At 68.3% G+C, this 18,715-nt stretch carries 17 protein-coding genes; 1 reads left to right on the top strand and 16 read right to left on the bottom strand.

Annotated features, from left to right (window positions below; genetic code table 11):
- Window positions 1–4: 4 nt before the first annotated feature.
- Window positions 5–1,606, bottom strand: a complete 1,602-nt coding sequence (locus C8K38_RS08125; RefSeq protein ID WP_097211032.1) for a carboxyl transferase domain-containing protein — start codon at window positions 1,604–1,606, stop codon at window positions 5–7.
- Between the two features lie 116 nt (window positions 1,607–1,722).
- Here C8K38_RS08125 and C8K38_RS08120 point away from each other — a divergent pair, with 116 nt between their 5' ends.
- The gene (locus C8K38_RS08120; protein ID WP_097211031.1) at window positions 1,723–2,322 is read left to right on the top strand and encodes an SACE_7040 family transcriptional regulator; all 600 of its coding nucleotides are present in this window, start codon (window positions 1,723–1,725) and stop codon (window positions 2,320–2,322) included.
- 111 nt (window positions 2,323–2,433) lie between these two features.
- Here the strand turns inward: C8K38_RS08120 and C8K38_RS08115 are convergent, their stop codons facing one another.
- From C8K38_RS08115 to C8K38_RS08045, 15 genes are all read right to left on the bottom strand, one after another.
- Window positions 2,434–3,105, bottom strand: coding sequence for a YoaK family protein (locus C8K38_RS08115; protein WP_097211030.1), 672 nt, complete (start codon window positions 3,103–3,105; stop codon window positions 2,434–2,436).
- Between the two features lie 57 nt (window positions 3,106–3,162).
- Window positions 3,163–3,426: a GlsB/YeaQ/YmgE family stress response membrane protein gene (locus C8K38_RS08110; protein ID WP_179800489.1), complete on the bottom strand. Its 264-nt coding sequence runs from the start codon at window positions 3,424–3,426 to the stop codon at window positions 3,163–3,165.
- A gap of 182 nt (window positions 3,427–3,608) precedes the next feature.
- Entirely contained in the window at window positions 3,609–4,718 is a 1,110-nt protein-coding gene (locus tag C8K38_RS08105) for an NDMA-dependent alcohol dehydrogenase (RefSeq protein WP_097211029.1), read from the bottom strand.
- Between the two features lie 22 nt (window positions 4,719–4,740).
- Window positions 4,741–6,243 carry an aldehyde dehydrogenase family protein gene (locus C8K38_RS08100; RefSeq protein WP_097211101.1) on the bottom strand — a complete coding sequence of 501 codons (1,503 nt, stop codon included), beginning with the start codon at window positions 6,241–6,243 and terminating at the stop codon, window positions 4,741–4,743.
- 85 nt (window positions 6,244–6,328) lie between these two features.
- On the bottom strand, window positions 6,329–7,996 hold the full coding sequence (locus C8K38_RS08095; protein WP_097211028.1) for a sigma-54-dependent Fis family transcriptional regulator: 1,668 nt from the start codon (window positions 7,994–7,996) through the stop codon (window positions 6,329–6,331).
- Between the two features lie 12 nt (window positions 7,997–8,008).
- A complete protein-coding gene (locus C8K38_RS08090) occupies window positions 8,009–9,682 on the bottom strand; it encodes an AMP-binding protein (RefSeq protein WP_097211027.1) in 1,674 nt (557 codons plus the stop codon).
- A gap of 159 nt (window positions 9,683–9,841) precedes the next feature.
- Entirely contained in the window at window positions 9,842–11,176 is a 1,335-nt protein-coding gene (locus C8K38_RS08085; protein WP_097211026.1) for an MFS transporter, read from the bottom strand.
- 127 nt (window positions 11,177–11,303) lie between these two features.
- The gene (locus tag C8K38_RS08080; protein ID WP_097211025.1) at window positions 11,304–11,822 is read right to left on the bottom strand and encodes a hypothetical protein; all 519 of its coding nucleotides are present in this window, start codon (window positions 11,820–11,822) and stop codon (window positions 11,304–11,306) included.
- A 99-nt stretch (window positions 11,823–11,921) separates the two neighbouring features.
- The gene (locus C8K38_RS08075) at window positions 11,922–12,776 is read right to left on the bottom strand and encodes an alpha/beta fold hydrolase (RefSeq protein WP_257017277.1); all 855 of its coding nucleotides are present in this window, start codon (window positions 12,774–12,776) and stop codon (window positions 11,922–11,924) included.
- 62 nt (window positions 12,777–12,838) lie between these two features.
- Window positions 12,839–14,410 carry a long-chain-fatty-acid--CoA ligase gene (locus C8K38_RS08070; protein WP_097211024.1) on the bottom strand — a complete coding sequence of 524 codons (1,572 nt, stop codon included), beginning with the start codon at window positions 14,408–14,410 and terminating at the stop codon, window positions 12,839–12,841.
- 43 nt (window positions 14,411–14,453) lie between these two features.
- On the bottom strand, window positions 14,454–15,101 hold the full coding sequence (locus tag C8K38_RS08065; RefSeq protein ID WP_097211023.1) for a 3-oxoacid CoA-transferase subunit B: 648 nt from the start codon (window positions 15,099–15,101) through the stop codon (window positions 14,454–14,456).
- Between the two features lie 76 nt (window positions 15,102–15,177).
- Window positions 15,178–15,942 carry a CoA transferase subunit A gene (locus tag C8K38_RS08060; RefSeq protein ID WP_097211022.1) on the bottom strand — a complete coding sequence of 255 codons (765 nt, stop codon included), beginning with the start codon at window positions 15,940–15,942 and terminating at the stop codon, window positions 15,178–15,180.
- A complete protein-coding gene (locus tag C8K38_RS08055) occupies window positions 15,939–16,520 on the bottom strand; it encodes an RBBP9/YdeN family alpha/beta hydrolase (protein WP_097211021.1) in 582 nt (193 codons plus the stop codon). Before C8K38_RS08055 ends, C8K38_RS08060 begins: the two co-directional genes overlap by 4 nt.
- A gap of 158 nt (window positions 16,521–16,678) precedes the next feature.
- Window positions 16,679–17,734, bottom strand: coding sequence for a 3-keto-5-aminohexanoate cleavage protein (locus C8K38_RS08050; protein ID WP_097211020.1), 1,056 nt, complete (start codon window positions 17,732–17,734; stop codon window positions 16,679–16,681).
- A gap of 58 nt (window positions 17,735–17,792) precedes the next feature.
- On the bottom strand, window positions 17,793–18,641 hold the full coding sequence (locus tag C8K38_RS08045; protein ID WP_097211099.1) for a TauD/TfdA dioxygenase family protein: 849 nt from the start codon (window positions 18,639–18,641) through the stop codon (window positions 17,793–17,795).
- Between the last annotated feature and the right edge of the window lie 74 nt (window positions 18,642–18,715).

Genomic DNA, 18,715 nt, shown 5'->3' with positions numbered 1-18,715 from the left:
TCACTCACATCCTGAAGACGCCGTAGGAGACCGGCTCGAGCGGCGCCTGAGCGCACGCCGAAAGTGCCAGTCCTAGAACAGTTCTGGTGTCCGCGGGGTCGATGATTCCATCGTCCCACAGTCGGGCGGTCGAATAGTAGGGGTTGCCCTGTGCCTCGTACTGCGCCCGGATCGGCGCCTTGAAGGACTCCTCGTCCTCGGCGGACCAGGGCTTGCCCGAGGCGTCGAGCTGGTCGCTGCGGACGGTGGCCAGCACCGAGGCCGCCTGCTCGCCGCCCATCACCGAGATCCGCGCGTTCGGCCACATCCACAGGAACCGGGGCGAGTAGGCGCGGCCACACATCGAGTAGTTGCCCGCGCCGTACGAGCCGCCGATCACCACGGTGAGCTTCGGGACGCGTGCGCACGCCACCGCGGTCACCATCTTGGCGCCGTGCTTGGCGATGCCGCCCGCCTCGTAATCGCGGCCGACCATGAACCCTGCGATGTTCTGCAGGAACAGCAGCGGCACGCTGCGCTTGTCGCACAGCTCGATGAAGTGGGCGCCCTTCATCGCGGACTCGGCGAAGAGCACGCCGTTGTTGGCGACGATGCCGACCGGGTGTCCGTGGATGTGGGCGAAGCCGGTGACCAGGGTCTTGCCGTACTCCGCCTTGAACTCCTGGAAGCCGGATCCATTGCCGGCACCGCCGGCGCCACCGTCCACGATCCGGGTGATCACCTCGTGCACGTCGTACGGGGTGCGCGGGTCCGTCGGGACGACGTCGTAGAGCTCCGCCTGCGGCGCGGTCGGCTCGACCGTCGGGATCACGTCCCATGGCCGGTCCGTGCGCGGGCCGAAGGTCGCGACGATCCGCCGCACGATGCGCAGCGCGTCCTGATCGTCCTCCGCGAGGTGATCGGTGACGCCGGAGACCTTCGAGTGCAGGTCACCTCCGCCCAGGTCCTCGGCCGTGACGACCTCGCCGGTCGCGGCCTTCACCAGCGGCGGGCCACCGAGGAAGATGGTGCCCTGGTTGCGCACGATGACGGCCTCGTCGCTCATCGCGGGGACGTAGGCGCCGCCCGCGGTGCAGGAGCCCATTACCGCGGCGATCTGCGGGACGCCCTTGGCGCTCAGGTTGGCCTGGTTGAAGAAGATGCGCCCGAAGTGCTCGCGATCGGGGAAGACGTCGTCCTGGCGGGGCAGGAAGGCGCCGCCGGAGTCGACCAGGTAGAGGCACGGCAGGTTGTTCTGCAGCGCGATCTCCTGCGCGCGCAGGTGCTTCTTCACGCTCATCGGGTAGTAGGTGCCACCCTTGACGGTGGCGTCGTTGGCCACGATGACGCACTCGCGACCGGAGACCCGACCGATGCCGGCGATCACGCCCGCGCCGGGGCACTCGTCGTCGTACATGCCGTTCGCGGCCAGCGGCGAGAACTCGAGGAACGGGCTGCCCGGATCCAGCAGGGTGTCCACCCGCTCGCGCGGCAGCAGCTTGCCCCTGCTCACGTGGCGTTGTCGCGATTGCTCACTGCCGCCGAGCGCAGCGGTCGCGAGCCGCTCGCGCAGCTCGGTCACCAGGCGTACGTGCTCGCCCCGGTTGCGCTCCCCGTCGATGGTCATGTCGTCGCCCTGTCTGCTCAGATCGGTTCGCGGTCAGTTAATTGCCAATAACCGAATCTAAGATAACTATGATTAACTGAGTTGTCCAGACCCACAGGTTGAAGGGAGGTGCCGACGTGACAACCGATGATTCGGCGCTGACCAAGCGCGGCCGCGCGAAAGCAGATCGCCGTCGGCAGCTCCTGCAGGCCGCCGCCCGCCTGATCGCCGAGCGTGGTTTCGCCGGGGTTCGCCTCGAGGACCTCGGATCCGCGGTCGGGATCAGCGGCCCCGCCGTCTACCGGCACTTCCCCAACAAGGAGGCGCTGCTGGTCGAACTGCTGGTCGACATCAGCCGTCGCCTGCTCGAGGGCGGTATCTCCGTCGCCGACGTGGCCTCGACCCCGGACGAGGCGCTCGCCGGCCTGATCGAGTTCCACCTCGACTTCGCGCTCGGCGAGCCCGACCTCATTCGAGTGCAGGACCGCGACCTGGAGTCGCTGCCCGCGGCCGAGCGCAGGCAGGTCCGGCAGTTCCAGCGCCGCTACGTCGAGGTGTGGGTCGAGGTCCTCCGGAAGGTCGACGCGGACCTGGCGGAGTCGGATGCCCGGATCAAGGCGCACGCGACGTTCGGCCTGATCAACTCCACCCCGCACAGCGTGAACCCGTCCGCTCCCGCCCACACCAGGGCGGTGCTGCGCGCGATGACGGCGGCGGCGCTGGCTCCTGGGGTCTGAGGCCTCGGCGCCCTCGCCGTGAGGACGCACACCCCTTCACAAGGTCGCACCCCCTTTGGGGCGCCAAATCCTGTGCGTTCTCAACAAAAGCTGTGCGCGGCCGGCTCCGGCCTACGGCCCGATCGACGGGATGTCACGCGCCGCGCTGAGGCGATCCCGCGCAAACAGCACCGCGAGCAGCAGCGCCAACGCGACCGCGGCCCACAGGCCGGCCAGCCCGACCCCGCGGTGCACCGCCGCGCCCGCGGCCACCCCGAGCACCAGGCCGAGCCACAGCCCGGCGAACCGTACCCACTCCCACCGCGGCCCGCCGGTCAGCGCCGCGGCGATGCGCTGCCCCAGCTTGACCAGCGTGCCGGTCATGTAGGTGAGGCTGATCGAGGACTCGCCCGTCCGCTCGAACACGGTGTTCTCCGCCCCCATCGCCAACGCCAGCGCGGCGACCACGACCTGCCGCGGGCCGATGGCCGAGGCCGTCACCGCCGCAACCAGCAGGCCCGCGACGAGGCACATCACAATCGATCTGCGGCGCGCGTGAGCAATCCGCCCCAACACCGAACCCAGCACCACACCGAGCACGAACAGCCCGATGACCGCGGCGCCGACCGCGGCGACATGCCAGTGGCCGTCGACCGCACCGACCGCCATGCGAGTGGAGTTCCCGCTCATGAACGAGACGAAGAACCCGCCAAGGGTGATGTACCCCATGGCATCGACGTAGCCGGCCAGGGCCGCGAGTAGCACCGCGTAGACAAACGTTCGGCGCCCGACATCGACTACCACTGAGTCCCTACCCGGATGGGGTCGGCCGCAGACGCCGCGGCGGCACGCCGGTCGCGGCTACTCCTTCCTCGTCAGCGCGGTGTAACCGAGGGTCAGCACGGCCGCTGCCGCGATGCTGATGATCCAGCGCCACCAGTCGATGCCCTTCGTGTCGCCGGTGTCGCTGATCATGCCCCAGATCCAGTACCCGATGAGTGCACCGGCGATGCCGAGCAGGACGGTGATGACCCATCCCATTGCCTGCTTGCCAGGGATCACCAGGCGTGCGAGCACGCCGATGACCGCGCCGAAGATGATGGTGCCGATGATGTCGCCGATCATTGTGGGCTCCTCTCGTGCCACCTCAGTCGCGCGATCGCGTGCTGGGTTGTCGATCTTGATAGTGACACGGTGACGTCGTCGGAGGAACCCCTGCCGCCCCAGACCGGCGGTGCCCCGCTCTCCTGTGGTCCGGAGAGCGGGGCACTCGGTGCACGGCCGGTCGGGGGAACCGGCGTCACCGGTCAGGCGTGCACGATCACCCCGCGGATGTTCTTGCCGCTGCGTAGATCCTCGTAACCCTGATTGACGTCCTCGAGGCGGTACTGCGTGGTGATCAGCTCGTCGAGCTTGAGCTGACCCGCGTCGTAGAGCCGCAGCAGCTTGACGATGTCGTACTGCGGATTCATGGACCCGAACAGCGAGCCCTTGATGGTCTTCTGGTTCAGCGTCAGGTCGCAGCCGGACACCTGCACGGTGAGCTTCGCCGGATCGGCCAGCCCCGTGATGACGACGGTGCCGCCCTTGCCGATCACCGCGGTCGCCGCGGACACGACCTCCGCGTCCACGGTGCCGACCAGGATCAGGGCGGCGTCGGCGCCCTGGCCCCAGGTCAGTTCGTTCACCTTCTCGGCGGCACTCGCCGCGTCGGCGAAGGCATGGGTGGCGCCGAACTTCAGCGCGGTCTCGCGCTTGAGGGCCACCGGATCGACGACGACCACGTACTTGCAGCCCGCGCTGACCGCTCCCTGCACGGCGTTGATGCCAAGGCCGCCGATGCCGTAGATGACGGCGGTGTCACCCGCGTGCAGGTTGCCCGCGTTGACCGCGGTTCCCCACCCCGAGGGGACCCCGCAGCCGACCAGCACCGCGGTCTCCAACGGCAGCCAGTCGTCCACCTTGACCACCGAGTGCTGCGAGATGGTGGCCCGCTCGGCGAACGTGCCGAGCATGCACATGGCACCGAAATCGGTTCCCTTGGAGTGGAACCGGAAGGTGCCGTCCGGCATCGAACCCTCCAGGATGGTGGCACCCATGTCGCAGAGGTTCTGCCTGCCCGTCGAGCAGTAGCGGCAGGTGCCACAGTTCGGGATGAAGCTGCACACCACGTGGTCGCCGGGCTTGACCTTCGTGACGCCCGGCCCGACTTCCTCGATGATCCCCGATCCCTCGTGCCCACCGACGATCGGATAGCGCGGCGGCAGGTCACCGTCCGTCAGGTGTAGGTCCGAGTGGCACAGGCCAGCGGCGGTGTACTTGATCAACACCTCACCGGGGCCGGGGCCGTCCAGATCGAGCTCCATCAACTCGAACGGCTTTCCGGGCTCCAGGAGCACGGCTGCGGTCGTCTTCATGGTTTCTCCTCGTAAGTTGTTGTCAGAGCGCGATGTTGACGGACTTGGTGATCGTGTAGGCGTCGAGTCCGGCCGACCCCAGCTCGCGGCCCCAGCCGGACTGCTTGTATCCACCGAAGGGCATCGCGGTGTCGAAGCCGTTGTACTGGTTGATCCACACGGAGCCGGCCTTGATCTGCCGCGCGGTGCGGTGCGCCTTGGAGATGTCGCGGGTCCAGATTCCCGCGGCCAGGCCGTAGATCGAGTCGTTCGCGGCAGCGGCGACGCCGGCCTCGGCGTTGAACGGCAGCGCCGCGACCACGGGGCCGAAGATCTCCTCGCGGACGATGCTGAACTCCGGCTTGACGTCCACGAAGACGGTCGGCTCGACGAAGTAACCGGTCTCGCCCCACCGCTTGCCGCCGGTCAGCGCCCGGGCGCCGTCCGCGAGGCCCTCGCGCAGGTAGCCGGTCACCTTGTCGAACTGTTCCTGCGAGACGAGCGGGCCCAGTTGGGTCGCCGGGTCGAGACCGGGTCCGATCTTCACCTGGCTCGCCGCGTCGGCGACCGCCTGGGTGAACTCGTCGAAGATCCTGTCCTCGACGAACAGCCGCGTCCCGGCGACACAGCACTGACCGTGGTTGAAGAGCCAGGCATTGAGCGAACCCTCCACGGCGGCATCGAAATCGGCGTCCGCGAAGACGATGTTCGGGCTTTTGCCGCCGAGCTCGAGGGAGACCTTCTTCAGGTTGCCCTTGGCGGCCTCGACGATCTTCTTCCCGACCTCGGTCGAGCCGGTGAAGGCGATCTTGTCGACGTCGTCGTGCGCGGACAGCGCGGCGCCCGCGTCACCGAATCCGCTGATGATGTTCACGACGCCGGGCGGGAAGCCTGCCTCCTGGAACACCTCACCGAGCAATAGCGCCGTCAGCGGCGTCTGCTCGGCGGGCTTGAGGATGACGGTGTTACCTGCGGCGAGTGCGGGCGCCAGCTTCCACGAGGCCATCAGCAGCGGGAAGTTCCACGGCACGATCAGCCCGCACACACCCACCGGCTCGCGCAACGTGTAGGCGTGGAACTGGGCACCCGGCGCAAAGGGCATCGACACGTTGACCGTGCTGCCCTCGATCTTGGTTGCCCAGCCGGCGTAATAGCGGAACACGTCCGCGGCCCAGGCGACATCCACCGCGGACGCGATGCCCGCCGACTTGCCGTTGTCGAGCGCCTCGAGCTGACCGAACTCCTCGGCCCGCTCGCTGAGGATGTCGCCGACGCGCCAGAGCAGGCGCTCGCGCTCGTTCGGCTTCATGCCGGGCCACGGGCCGTCGTCGAACGCCACCCGCGCGGCGCGAACCGCCCGGTCGACGTCCTCGGCCTGACCATGTGCGACCTCGGTCAGCGCGTTCCCGGTCGCGGGGTCGTAGGTCGGGAAGGTGCGACCCGAGGCGGCCGGGGTCCATTCGCCGCCGATCAGCAGCTTCTTCGGGCCGCCGGTCAAGAACCCCTGCACCTCGGTCTTGAGCGGGAAATCGGCGATCGCCGTCATCGGTTCCTCCTGCGAGAGTTGGTGTGTGATGCACGCCATACTTCGCCGGTTCCGATACGGATAACTGTGCGACTTCCGGACAGCCCTAGGGCGTCACCTCGAGCGCACGGATTCTCGAATACAGTGTGCTACGGCTGATTCCGAGCTTCGCGGCGGCATGCACCTTGTTTCCGCCGCATTCCTGCAATGCATCGATGATCGCCTGGCGTTCCGCACGCTCGCGGCCCGCGAGGCGGGAGACGCGCGAGCTGGTCCGGTACGCATCGGGCAGATCCGCGAGCCCGAGCCTGGTGCTCGCGCGGTCGCGCGCCGTCCTGGTCAGCACCACCCGCAACTCGGTCAGGTTGCCCGGCCACTCCCCTGCCACCAGTGCCTCGAGCGCGGTCGAGGTCAGGCTCAGCCCGGGCTCGATCTCGTCGAGCATCGCCTGGGCGATCTCCGGCAGTTCGCCGAGCCGCTGACGGAGCGGGGGCACCGCGATGCGCTCGGGGCACCGCGCGATCATCGCCGCCGCGGCCGGGGGGAGTTCCTCGATCGGGCTGCTCGTCAGCACCATCCGAGGTCCGCCCTCGGCGACCAGGAGGTCCGTGACCACGGGAAGTATCGACGCGGGCAACAGGTGCGCGTGTTCGACGGCCAGCACGCCACCCGACGTCGATGCCTGCTCCAGCAGCGCCGACAACCATCGACCCTGCCCGACTATCGGTATCCGCGAGGCATCCGTCCAGTGCACGGCGTCGACGCCTGCGAGATCGCGCACGGCCGTGGTGCGGCCCGAACCGGACTCGCCGACGATCGCAACGGACTCGGCGGTCGCGCGCACCCGTCGCAATTCCGAGCGCGCCCGGTCCACGACCCCCGCACGGTCGGCGCGGCGCCTGATCGGCACGTGCTGTCGGTGCACCTGCTCGACCAGAAACAGTGTGCCCCCGTTCGTTCCGGCGATCCGGTCGGCCTGCACCTTCGCCAGCTGGCCGGAGGCCAGTTCGAGGTTCACCGTGCGCGATTGGTCCGGCAAAAGGTCGGCCGCGAGCCCGCGCAGCGCGGCGTGGTCGGCCACGTCGAGGAGATCGAGCGCGGTCCGGTTGCTCAGCAGGATGTCCTCGCCGATCGCGGCGACGGCGACATGGCGTTGCGGCGATACCCGCTGGAAGGCGTCCACCAACCGCTGCTCCGACGCCCGCGAACCCTCGAGCAGGCGCCGCTCGATGTCCGCCGCGGCGCGCTGCAGAAAGGGCGCGAACAGCGAGTTCGCCCGCGGGGCAATGCAGGTCATGTCCAGGATCCCCTCGACCCTGTGCGTCACCGGATGCAGGATCGGATGCCCGTAGCAGCTCAGCCCCTTCAGGCGCTCCAGGTAGTGCTCCTCGCCGTTGATGACGATTCCGCGCCGCACCTCGACCGGGGTACCGATCGCGTTGGTGCCCGCGGTGTCCTCACCGAACCTCGAGCCGATCACCGCGCCGAGCTTCTCCATCTTCCGCTCGACCTGATGGTTGTCGAACACCCGCGCCACGATCCGGCAGTCCCGGTCGGCGAGCAGGAGGCACAGCCCGGTGCCCGCGATCTGGATCGCAACCTCGTCGAGGATCGGGCGCGCGGCCCGCAGCAATCGGCTGGAGAGGTCCAGGTCGGTTGCCGGGTCAGCGTCGAAGCCGTCCCCCGGGCCGACGCCACTCAACGCGGATCGCTTCCAGGACAGCGCTATCTCGGGCCGGACCGGTTCCCGCCCGCTCGTCTCGCCGGGGTTCATCAGCCGGCCCGCCTAGCCCCGCCCGATCAACTCGACGGACTGCTCGCGCATGTCGATCTTGCGGATCTTGCCGGTCACCGTCATCGGGAACTCGTCCACGACGTGGACGTACTTCGGGATCTTGTAGTGCGCCAGCTTCCCCGCGCAGAAGGCCCGCACCGAGTCCGCGTCCAGCTCCGGCGCGCCCTCACGCATCCGGATCCACACCATCAGTTCCTCGCCGTACTTCGCGTCCGGCACGCCGATCACCTGGGCGTCGAGGATGTCCGGATGCGAGTAGAGGAATTCCTCGATCTCGCGGGGATAGATGTTCTCGCCACCGCGGATCACCATGTCCTTGATCCGGCCGGTGATGGCGACGTAGCCGTCGGCGTCCATCACTCCGATGTCGCCGGTGTGCATCCACCGTGCGGTGTCGATGGGCCCCAGTTTGTATGGTCGCTCCGCAGGCTCCGCTCCGGCAGGCTTCTCCGGGGTGTTCTCCCAGTAGCCGAGCATCACCGAGTACCCGCGCGTGCACAGCTCGCCCGCCTGTCCCCGGGGCAGCGTCAGCCCCGTCGCCGGGTCGACGATCTTCACCTCCAGGTGCGGACCCACCCGGCCGACGGTGGACACCCGCTGCTCGATCGTGTCGTCGGATCGGGTCTGCAGCGAGACCGGCGAGGTCTCGGTCATGCCGTAACAGATGGACACCTCCGCCATTCCCATCTGCTCGATCACCTGCTTCATCACCTCGACCGGGCACGGCGAACCGGCCATGATCCCGGTGCGCAGGCTGGACAGGTCGTAGCTCGCGAAGTCCGGGTCGGCGAGCTCGGCGATGAACATCGTCGGCACCCCGTACAGGGAGGTGCACCGCTCGGCCTGCACGGCCTCGAGGGTGGCCTTCGGATCGAACGCGGGGCCGGGGATCACCATGGTCGCGCCGTGGGTGGTGCACGCGAGGTTGCCCATCACCATGCCGAAGCAGTGGTAGAACGGCACCGGGATGCACACCCGGTCCGCCTCGGTGTAATGGCACAGCTCGCCGACGAAGAATCCGTTGTTGAGGATGTTGTGGTGACTGAGCGTCGCACCCTTCGGGAATCCCGTTGTACCCGAGGTGTATTGGATGTTGATCGGGTCGTCCGCCGAGAGTGCGGACTGCGCCGTCGCCAGCCTCGACGGGTCGGCGGACTGGGCTGCGGTCCCGTCCGTGACCAGCGCCTGCCAATCCGTGCTGCCGAGCAGGATTACCGATTCCAGGTCGGCGCACTGCGGCCGGACCGTCTCGATCATCCCGGCGTAATCGGAGGTCTTGAAGCTCGGCGCGGCCACCAGCATCTTGATGCCCGCCTGCTCGAGCACGTACTGCAATTCGTGCGACCGGTAGGCGGGGTTGATGTTCACCAGGATCGCGCCGATCTTCGCGGTGGCGAACTGGATCAGCGTCCACTCCGGGCAGTTCGGGGCCCAGATGCCCACCCGGTCACCCATGCCGACCCCGCGCTGCAGCAGGCCCGCCGCGACACCGTTCACGTCGGCGGCCAGCTCGGCATAGGTCCATCGCCTGTCTGAGGGCCGGTCCACGAGCGCGTCACGGTCGCCGTGCGCCGCGACCGTCCGATCGAAGTTGTCCCCGATGGTGTCGCCCAGCATGGGGGCATCCCAGACTCCCGAGGCGTAGCTGGGCAGTGCGGTGCTCATGTGATTCCTCTCCTGGGCGCCGGTGAGCGCCTCGGGGAGGGCCCGCCGGTGCGGGCCCTCCCGTGGTCGAACCTACTCGTGCGGATGTGACTTACGACATAGTCGGCGGTGCGGGGTGACCGTAACTGTCCAAGGTCCGGACACCCCGCCCGCGGGTGGCTAGAGCGCGTGGTCCTTGGTCTCGACCAGCGCCTTGGTGCAGAAGAAGCTCAGCACCGACAGTCCGGCGAGCATCAGACCGATCGCGAAGCTGCCGTAGGTGGAGGCGAGCGGCGCGGCGATCAGCGGCGGGATGGCGCCACCGAGCACGCCCGCCAGGTTGTAGCCCAGGCCCGCGCCGGTGTAGCGGTACCGCGTCTGGAACATCTCGGGCAGCAGCGCACCGCAGGGGCCGTAGGCGATCCCGAAGATGGCGAGCGTGCCGAACATGCCGATCACGAACGCGACGGGCGATCCGGTGTCGAGGATGGGGAACAGGGCAAGCGCCCAGACCAGCGCGGCGACGCAGGACGCCATGATCACCTTGCGGCGACCGATCCGGTCCGAGTAGAGCGCGGAGACGATGATCGCGATACCGAAGACGACGGCGGAGGCGATGCCGACCATCAGCACGAACGGACGGCTGAAGCCGAGCGTCTTGGTTCCGTAGCTGGTGAGGAAGGCCGTGCCGAGGTAGAAGAAGGCGAACAGCGTGGCCAGGGCCCCTGCGGAGAGCAGGATCTCCTTGCGCTGGTAGCGCCAGGCGTCGAGGAACGGCAGGGTCCTGGGCGCCGCGTCCGGCCCGTCGAGTGCCCGCTGCGCCTGGTTGGCGCGGAAAACCGGGGTCTCCTCGATGGCGAGGCGCATGTACAGGCCGATGCCGACCAGGACGATGGAGAACAGGAACGGCACACGCCAACCCCAGGTGAGGAAGGCCTCGTTCGAGTCGCCGAGCACGGCCCCGGTGATGAGGAAGGTGCTGCTGGAGAGGATGAAGGCGATGGCGGGGCCGAGCTGCGGGAACATCGCGTACAGGCCGCGCTTGCCCGGCGGTGCGTACTCGGCGGTCAACAGCGTCGCGCCTGCCCACTCGCCGCCGACCGCGAAGCCCTGCCCGAAACGGAGCAGCACGAGGATCAGCGGGGCCGCGACCCCGATCGTGGAGGCGCTCGGCAGCAGACCGATGAGCAGGGTCGAGATGCCCATCAGGAGCAGCGTCGAGATCAGGGTCTTCTTGCGGCCGATCCGGTCGCCGTAGTGGCCGAACAGCATCGCGCCGACGGGCCGGGCGATGAACGCGACGGCAAAGGTCGCGAACGAGGCGACTGTTCCTGCTGTCGATCCCAATGCCGGGAAGAACACCTTCGGGAACACCAGCGCCGCTGCCGTCCCGTAGATGAAGAAGTCGTAGAACTCGATGGTGGTGCCGATGCAACTCGCGATGGCCACCCGGCGCACGCTGGTGCGCGGGGGCGCGGCGATCACCGTTCCTTCTACTGGCGACACTGTCGTCATGTGTTCCTCTTCTCGAGCCAGGAGTGATGCCCGGTCGGGCGTCACTGACTGCGAGGAAAGGTAGTGACGTGGCTCACGTGACGACTACCCCCGAAAGGGGGGTGGCGTGAGCCACGCCACTGTCGGCCTACTGCGCGGAGGCGCTGAGGATCTCGCGGCGCAGCTCGGACCACACCACCGCGTAGGTGTCCGAGAACGAATCGCCCGACTTCACCCGGTCGAGGGAATCCGCGAGCAGCTCCTGGTAGCGGGCCAGGCGGGGCACGTACGCGGAGACGTCGTCGAACACGTCCGACGCGCGGCGGTCCAGGTCGACGAGCGAATCGATGTCATCCTCGGTCAGCTCGGCGAACTCCTCGTCGAGCGGCTCGAAGCGCTCGACGACCTCCGCGAACAGGTCCTCGTCGATGGAGACGCGCTCGGCGTCGAGCTGATCCTCGAGCTCGGTCACCCCCGCGTCGGTGAGCGAGACCCCGGCGTCGCCGGAATCGGAGGCGCGGCCAGCCGCGACCAGCGCGTCGAGCGCGGCCTGCGCCGAGGACTCGGTGACCCCGAGCTGCACGGCCAGTACCGGTGCCGACACCGAACCCTTCAGTCGCACCGACTGCAACAGAGCCAGCTCATCGACATTGCCTGCAAAGGCCATTGCGTATCTCCTTTTGGTGCCCGGAACCGGGCGTCGTCACCGCCCCGAGGGTCAGGGGCGAGCTACATCCTTTTGGATGACCGTCACCGGCGTCAACACTTACGCCAGGCCGTCGAGAAAGCCGCCGACCTCCATGGTGAACACGGCATTGTCGTCCCCGGCGACCATGTGCCCCGCAGCGGAGACGTTGACGGCGGAGGCGTGCGGGATCAACCCGAGCAGCTCCTCGACCCCGTCGGTGCTGACGATGTCCGACTTGCCGCCGTGCACCAGCAGGGTGGGCACCTCGACGGCCCTCGCCGCCGCGACCATCCGGCCGTGGTGGTCGGAGGTGATGACGTCGCCAACTCCCCCCGGCCGGGCGAACGCGGGATCCCAGTGCCAGTACAGGCGACCGTTCGACCGTTCCCGGACGTTTCGGCGCAGCCCTTCGATGTTCGACGGCCTGGTGCGGTGCGGCTGGTAGGCGGCCACCGCGTCGGCGACCTCGTCGAGGCTGGCGAATCCGTCGGGATTGCCCCGCATGAAGTCGGCGATCCGCCTGACGCCCTCGGGTTCCACCTTGGGCGTGATGTCGACAAGGACCAGGCCACGCATCAGTCCGGGGTTCTCACCCTCGGCGATCAATCCGGTCATCCCGCCAAGGGAGGCCCCGAAGAGCACCGGCATCTCGCCGAGCTGGTCGATGACGCCGCGCAGGTCGTCGACCAGGCCGTCGACCCGGTAGTCGCCGTCCGGCGCCCAGTCGCTGTCGCCGTGACCGCGCGCGTCGAGGGTGTAGACGGTCCAGCCGTCGCGCGACAGGGTCGCCGCGGCCCGGTTCCAGGAGTGACGGGTCTGGCCGCCGCCGTGCAGCATCAGGACCGCACCGCGGCCGGCCAGCCCGTCGTCCGATGTCCAGCGGTCGGCGGCGATGGCCCCCGCTCCCCCGCGGAACTCGATGGTTTCATTCACGCCTCACACCGTAGGAAGCGCCCGGCACCGCCGTGTGGGCGGTGCCGGTGGACGTGCCCGGATCAGCGCGCGGGTTCGGACATCGCCGCGAGTTCGCGCTTGAGGATCTTGCCGGTGGCGGTCATGGGCAGGACGGTGGCGAACTCGATCGAGCGCGGGTACTTGTAGCTCGCCATCTGTTCCTTGCACCAGGCGATCAGTTCATCCTCGGTGATCTGCGCATTCGGCTCGAGGATGACGAACGCCTTGATCTCCTCGCCGTGGCTCTCGTGCGGCACGCCGATGACGGCGACGAGGGAGACGGCCTCGTGGGTCAGCAGGACCTCCTCGATCTCGCGCGGGTAGACGTTGAACCCGCCACGCACGATGAGGTCCTTGGCACGGTCGACGATGTAGTAGAAGCCGTCCGCGTCGCGGCGGGCGAGGTCGCCCGTCCGGAACCATCCGTTGTGCATCGCCTCGGCGGTGGCCTCGGGACGATCGAGGTAGCCCGCCATGATGTTGTGCCCCCGCAGCGCGATCTCCCCGACCACGTCGGCGCCCGACACGGTGTTCCAGTTGTCGTCGATCAACCGCGCCTCGACGCCCCAGACCGGAACGCCGATCGACCCGGGACGCGGGTCCCGCTCGGGGTCGCTGAAGAGGGCCAGCGGGGAGGACTCGGACAGCCCGTACCCCTCGAGGATCTGGACGCCGAACCGCTCGGCGAACCGGGTCAGGATCTCGACGGGCAGCGCCGCACCGCCCGAGATGGCGCGGCGAATGGTGCCTGCGATCCGGTCGACGTCCACCGTGCCGTCGAGCGCGCCGAGCAGGGCCCAGTACATGGTCGGGACCCCTGCGAATACGGTGATGGCCTCGTCGACCATCAGGCGCAGGGCCGCGGCGGCCTCGAATCGGGGCAGCAGCACCAGGGTGGCACCGACCGACAGGCCCGCGTTCATGGTGACGGTCTGCCCGAAGGAGTGGAACAACGGGAGGGTCACCAGGTAGTTGTCGTGCCGGACCGGGTTGCTGTCGAAAAGCCGGTTCGCCGTCGCAGCGTTCATCACCATGTTGGAGTGGGTGAGTTCGGCGCCCTTGGGCTTGCCGGTGGTGCCGCTGGTGTACAGGATCACCGCGGCGTCGCCCGCCTCACGGACCACCGACTTCGCCTCCGTCGACACGCCGTCGAGTGCGGCGGTCAGCGTGGTGACGCCGTCGACCGGTGCCACCGCGCCTGGTTCCGCGGTGATCAGGTACATCTGCCTGCACCCGTCCGTCGCGTCGAACCCGGCGCGGCCGAACTCGCCCATCGGCAGGTCCGCTGTGCCCTCGAAGCAGAAGTACGCCTTCGCGCCCGAATCGGCCAGGTGGTAGGCGATTTCGCGGCCCTTGAGCATCACGTTGAGCGGGACGACGACCGCACCGGCCTTGAGGATCCCGTAATAGACGATCGGGAACTGGGGCAGGTTCGGGCAGGAAAGCGCCACCCGGTCTCCCGGCTCGATGCCCCGCGACGTCAACAGATTTGCCACCTGGTTCGCACGGGCGTCGAGCTGCGCGTAGGTCAACCGCTCCCCGTCGAGGACAAGCGCCGCCCGGTCGGGGTACCGGCGGGCGGAGTCTTCGAGGAGCATGGACAGGTTCAGCACGCTGAACTCACTTTCGGTTGTCGTGGTGGAGGTGGTCGGTGGCCTATGCGAGCGGCGCGTCGGTGGCCGCGCGCACCGACTCCTCCGTCACGCCGGGTGCGCATTCGCGCAACACCAGACCCGCCTCGGTGACGTCGAGGACGGCGAGGTTTGTGATGATCCGGTGCACCACACCCTGACCGGTGAGCGGAAGGGTGCACTCGCGCACGATCTTCGATGCCCCCGACCTGTCGGTGTGTTCCATCAGCACGAGGACCCGGCGGGCGCCGTGGACGAGGTCCATCGCGCCGCCCATGCCCTTGACCATCGCGCCGGGCACCATCCAATTCGCCAGGTCGCCGGTCTCGGACACCTGCATCCCGCCGAGCACGGCGGTGTCGATGTGCCCGCCACGGATCATCCCGAACGACAGCGCGGAGTCGAAGAACGAGGCGCCGGGGTTGACCGTGACGGTCTCCTTCCCTGCGTTGATCAGATCCGCGTCCACTCCGTCCTCGTCCGGATATGCCCCGGTACCGAGGATCCCGTTCTCGCTGTGCAGGACCACCTCGAGCCCGGGCGGGAGGTGGTTCGGGATCAGGGTCGGCAGCCCGATGCCGAGGTTGACGTACTCGCCCGCCGAGAGCTCCGCCGCGGCCCTGGCCGCCATCTGCTCGCGGGTCCAGCCGACCACTGTCAAGGTCGAGGTCATGAGGGAAGGTCCTTTCGGAGCATCGCAGCGAGGAACGAGCGAGGAGCGAATGGAAGGGCCGTACCGGGTAACACGGTCATACCACTGCCGCCTTCCGCGCCGTCACCGTGCGCTTCTCGATCTGCTTGTCCTGCACGCCCGTTGCGACGATGCGGTCGACGAAGATCCCCGGCAGATGGACCTGCGCCGGATCCAGCACACCGGGCCGCACCAGGGTCTCCACCTGCGCGATGCACACCCGGCCCGCCATCGCGGCGAGCGGGTTGAAGTTGCGTGCCGCCATGTTGAACACCAGGTTGCCCTCGGTGTCCCCGATCGCCGCGTGCACCAATGCGAAATCGGTGGTGATCGATTCCTCGAGCACGTACCGCTTGCCCGCGTACTCGCGGACCTCCTTCGGCGGGGACGCCACGGCGATCGATCCGTCGCCGTCGTAGCGCCACGGCAGCCCACCCTCCGACACCGGGGTACCGACCCCGGCCGGGGTGAAGAACGCAGGAATGCCCGCACCACCGGCGCGGAGCCGCTCGGCCAGTGTCCCCTGCGGCGACAGCTCGACCTCCAGCTCACCGGCCAGGTACTGCCGGGCGAACTCCTTGTTCTCACCGACGTACGACGCGATGACCCGACGAATTCTCTTCTGCTCCAACAGCAGACCGAGCCCGTGGCCGTCTGTTCCGCAGTTGTTCGAGGCGACCTCCAGATCGGTCGCCGACCCTTCCGCGATCGCGGCGATCAGCGCGTCGGGGATCCCGCACAGACCGAACCCGCCCACCGCCAACGAGGCACCGCTGCGGATGTCGGCGACCGCATCCGCGGCCGAGACGAACACCCGGGTCACGAGGCGACCTGCTTCGCACGAGTCAGCTCGAGGAGGAGTTCCTCGGCTTCCGGCCAATACCCGTAGCCGGAAGCGGGGTTGAGATGTCCGACCTCACCGAGATCGACCAGGCGGCTGCCCCACGTCTCGGCCATCCCCGCGATCCGTCGGTGGCTCCCGAGCGGGTCGTTGCTGCTGGCGGCGACGATGCTGGGGAACGGCAGCCGGCGCCGCGGGATGGGGTTCCAGCCATTGCGCTCGAGGTCCTCGATCACCGGGTAGCCCTCGGGCAGAGGCTGTTCCAGGTCGGCGGGGGTGGCGAGCAGAGCGCCCTGGATCGTCCGGGTCGGCTGCTGGGCCCAGTGCACGGTGATCATGACGCCCGCGCTGTGGGCGACCAGGACGACCGGCCCCGGGATCTCGGCCAGCACGGCGTCGAGCGCCGCGACACGCGCGCTCAGGCTGAGCTTGTCGTGTTCGAGCGGCGGCACCGTGCGCACTCGGTCGAGCTTGTCTGCGAGCAGGGTCTGCCAGTGGTCGGCGACGTGGTCGCGCAGACCGGGCACGATCACCACGGTCGGATCGGCGATGCTGTTCAAGTGGACTCCCGAAGCTGCTGTTTCACAATGAGATCGGGATCCGGATCGGATCCCTGTCGGGTCGGGGCGCGGCACAAGCAGGTGCCGCGTCCCGACCCGTCCGTCGATCGTCGAGCCGGCGCTGCTGCCTCGGCTCGACGATCGGTTGGGTGGCCGGATCAGGCGTGCTGGGTGAACCCGACCTGCCCGGGCTTGCGGTTCGGCGCGTAGCCGAGCTTGGCGAGGGTCTCATCGGCATCGGCGTAGGTCTCGCCGATCCGGTAGATGTCGCGGGCCTCCTTGGCGGTGGCGACCTCGCGGCCGAGCTCGTTGGCGACACGCACCAGCTGGCGGACCTGCTCGGCGGAGGTGATCTTGACCTCGCCGCTTGGCGCCCACAAGTTGTCCTCGTTGCCGCAGCGCGGGTGCAGGCCCATCGCGATGGCCATCGTGTTCACCGGCAGCACGCTGCGCATCAGCGTCTCCAGCGTCAGGCAGGCGCCGTCCGGGACCCTGTTGATGAACTGCATCATGTTGTACGGGTTCGGGCCGTCGAAGCCGCCGCCGATCGCGACCCAGGTCAGGTTCAGCGGGCCGGTGTAGAAGCCGCGGCGGATCAGGCGCTCCACGGTCTCGAGCTGGGGGATGCTCGAGAGCTGGAAGTGCGGCTGGATGCCTGCGGCCTGCAGGCGGCGCAGGTGCTCCTCGACCCACTCGGGGCCGGCGGGGACGGTCATCTCGCGGTAGGTATGCGCCAGTTCGGCGTTCTCAAGGGAGGTGCCCTTGATGTCGCCCGGGGTCATCAGGTCCATGATGTTCATCTGGCTGGTGTTGATCGCGATGGTGACCTGGTCCGGCTTCGGGTCCAGCTCGGCGAGCATGTGGCGCACGTCGTCGGAGAGCCACTTGGCGTCCGCACCGTCGCCCTCGGGGGCGAAGGAGATAGAGCCGCCGACCTGCAGGATCATCTCCGGGACTGCCTCGCGGAGGCGGCCGAGGAGCTCGTTGAACTTCGACAGGCGCTTGGAGCCCTTGCCGTCCTCCTCGCGGACGTGGATGTGCAGCACGGTGGCGCCGGCCTCGAAGCAGTCGACGGCCTGCTGGACGTGCTCGTCCATCGTCAGGGGTAGGTCCTCGGGGAAGTCCTCCACCGCCCACTCCGGGCCGTACGGCGCAACGGTGATGACCAGCTTGTCCTGGTTTTCCGGGAACAGCGCGTCGTCGTGAAAGTGCATGTCTTTTCTCCTGTCGATTTGGCTGGAAAAGCCTGGAGTGGAAGAGAATTCGTATGGATCAGAAGGGACGGTCGCCGACGATGCCCGCGCGTTCCATCTTTCGGACCGCGGGCCAGTAGTCCTGGACCGCATAGTGCTGCGTCGACCGGTTGTCCCAGATCGCCACGCTGTTGCGCGTCCACCGCCACCGCACCTGGTACTCGGGGATGGAGGCCTGGCTCTGCAGGTAGCGCAGCAGTTCACCGGCTCCTGGCGCGTAATCGATTCCCCAGCGCACGTTCTCGGCGGTGTGGAAATTCGTCAGGTGGGTGGTGAACGAGTTGACGAACAGGATCTTCTCGCCCGTCTCGGGGTGCGTACGCACCACCGGATGCTCGGCGTCCGGGAAGCGTTCCTTCAGTTCGAGTCGCTGCTCGATCGGCAGCCGCGCTCCGAAGGTCGCCTCGATGCTGTGTCGCGCCCGCAGGCCCTCGATCTGCTCCTTGACGTGCTCGGGCAGCCGGTCGTAGGCCAGCGCCATGTTCACCCACATGGTGTCGCCGCCCACCTCCGGTCCCTCGATGCACCGCAGCACGCAGCCCATCGGCGGGTTCTCCCGCCACGTCGCGTCGCAGTGGTAGGCGTTCTCGAACCGCTCCGGCGGGCTGTCGAGGTCCTTGTAGATCCGCACCAGGCCCGGGTGATCCGGGTCGCTGCCGAGTGCGGGGTGGTCCTCGAGCGACCCGAACCGCTCGGCGAGGGCGACGTGCTCTGCCCGGCTCATGTTCTGGTCACGGAAGAACAGCACCTTGTGCTCGAGCAGCAGCGACTTCAGTTCCGCGAAGCGCTGGTCGTCGCGCGCGACATCGGCGAGATCGACGTTGTGGATCTCCGCGCCGATGCTGCAGGTCAGCGGTCGCGCATCCATCGCCGCGGCGGCGATGTCGGTTCGACCGGTCACGCGGTCGATGGTTGTGGTCATGACGCTCTCCTGTTCGTGTT

The sequence above is a fragment of the Rhodococcus sp. OK611 genome (assembly GCF_003050885.1).
GTDB lineage: Bacteria > Actinomycetota > Actinomycetes > Mycobacteriales > Mycobacteriaceae > Rhodococcus_G > Rhodococcus_G oryzae.
Note: the sequence above shows the minus strand (reverse complement) of the source record. Positions and strands in the feature narration are given on the sequence as shown.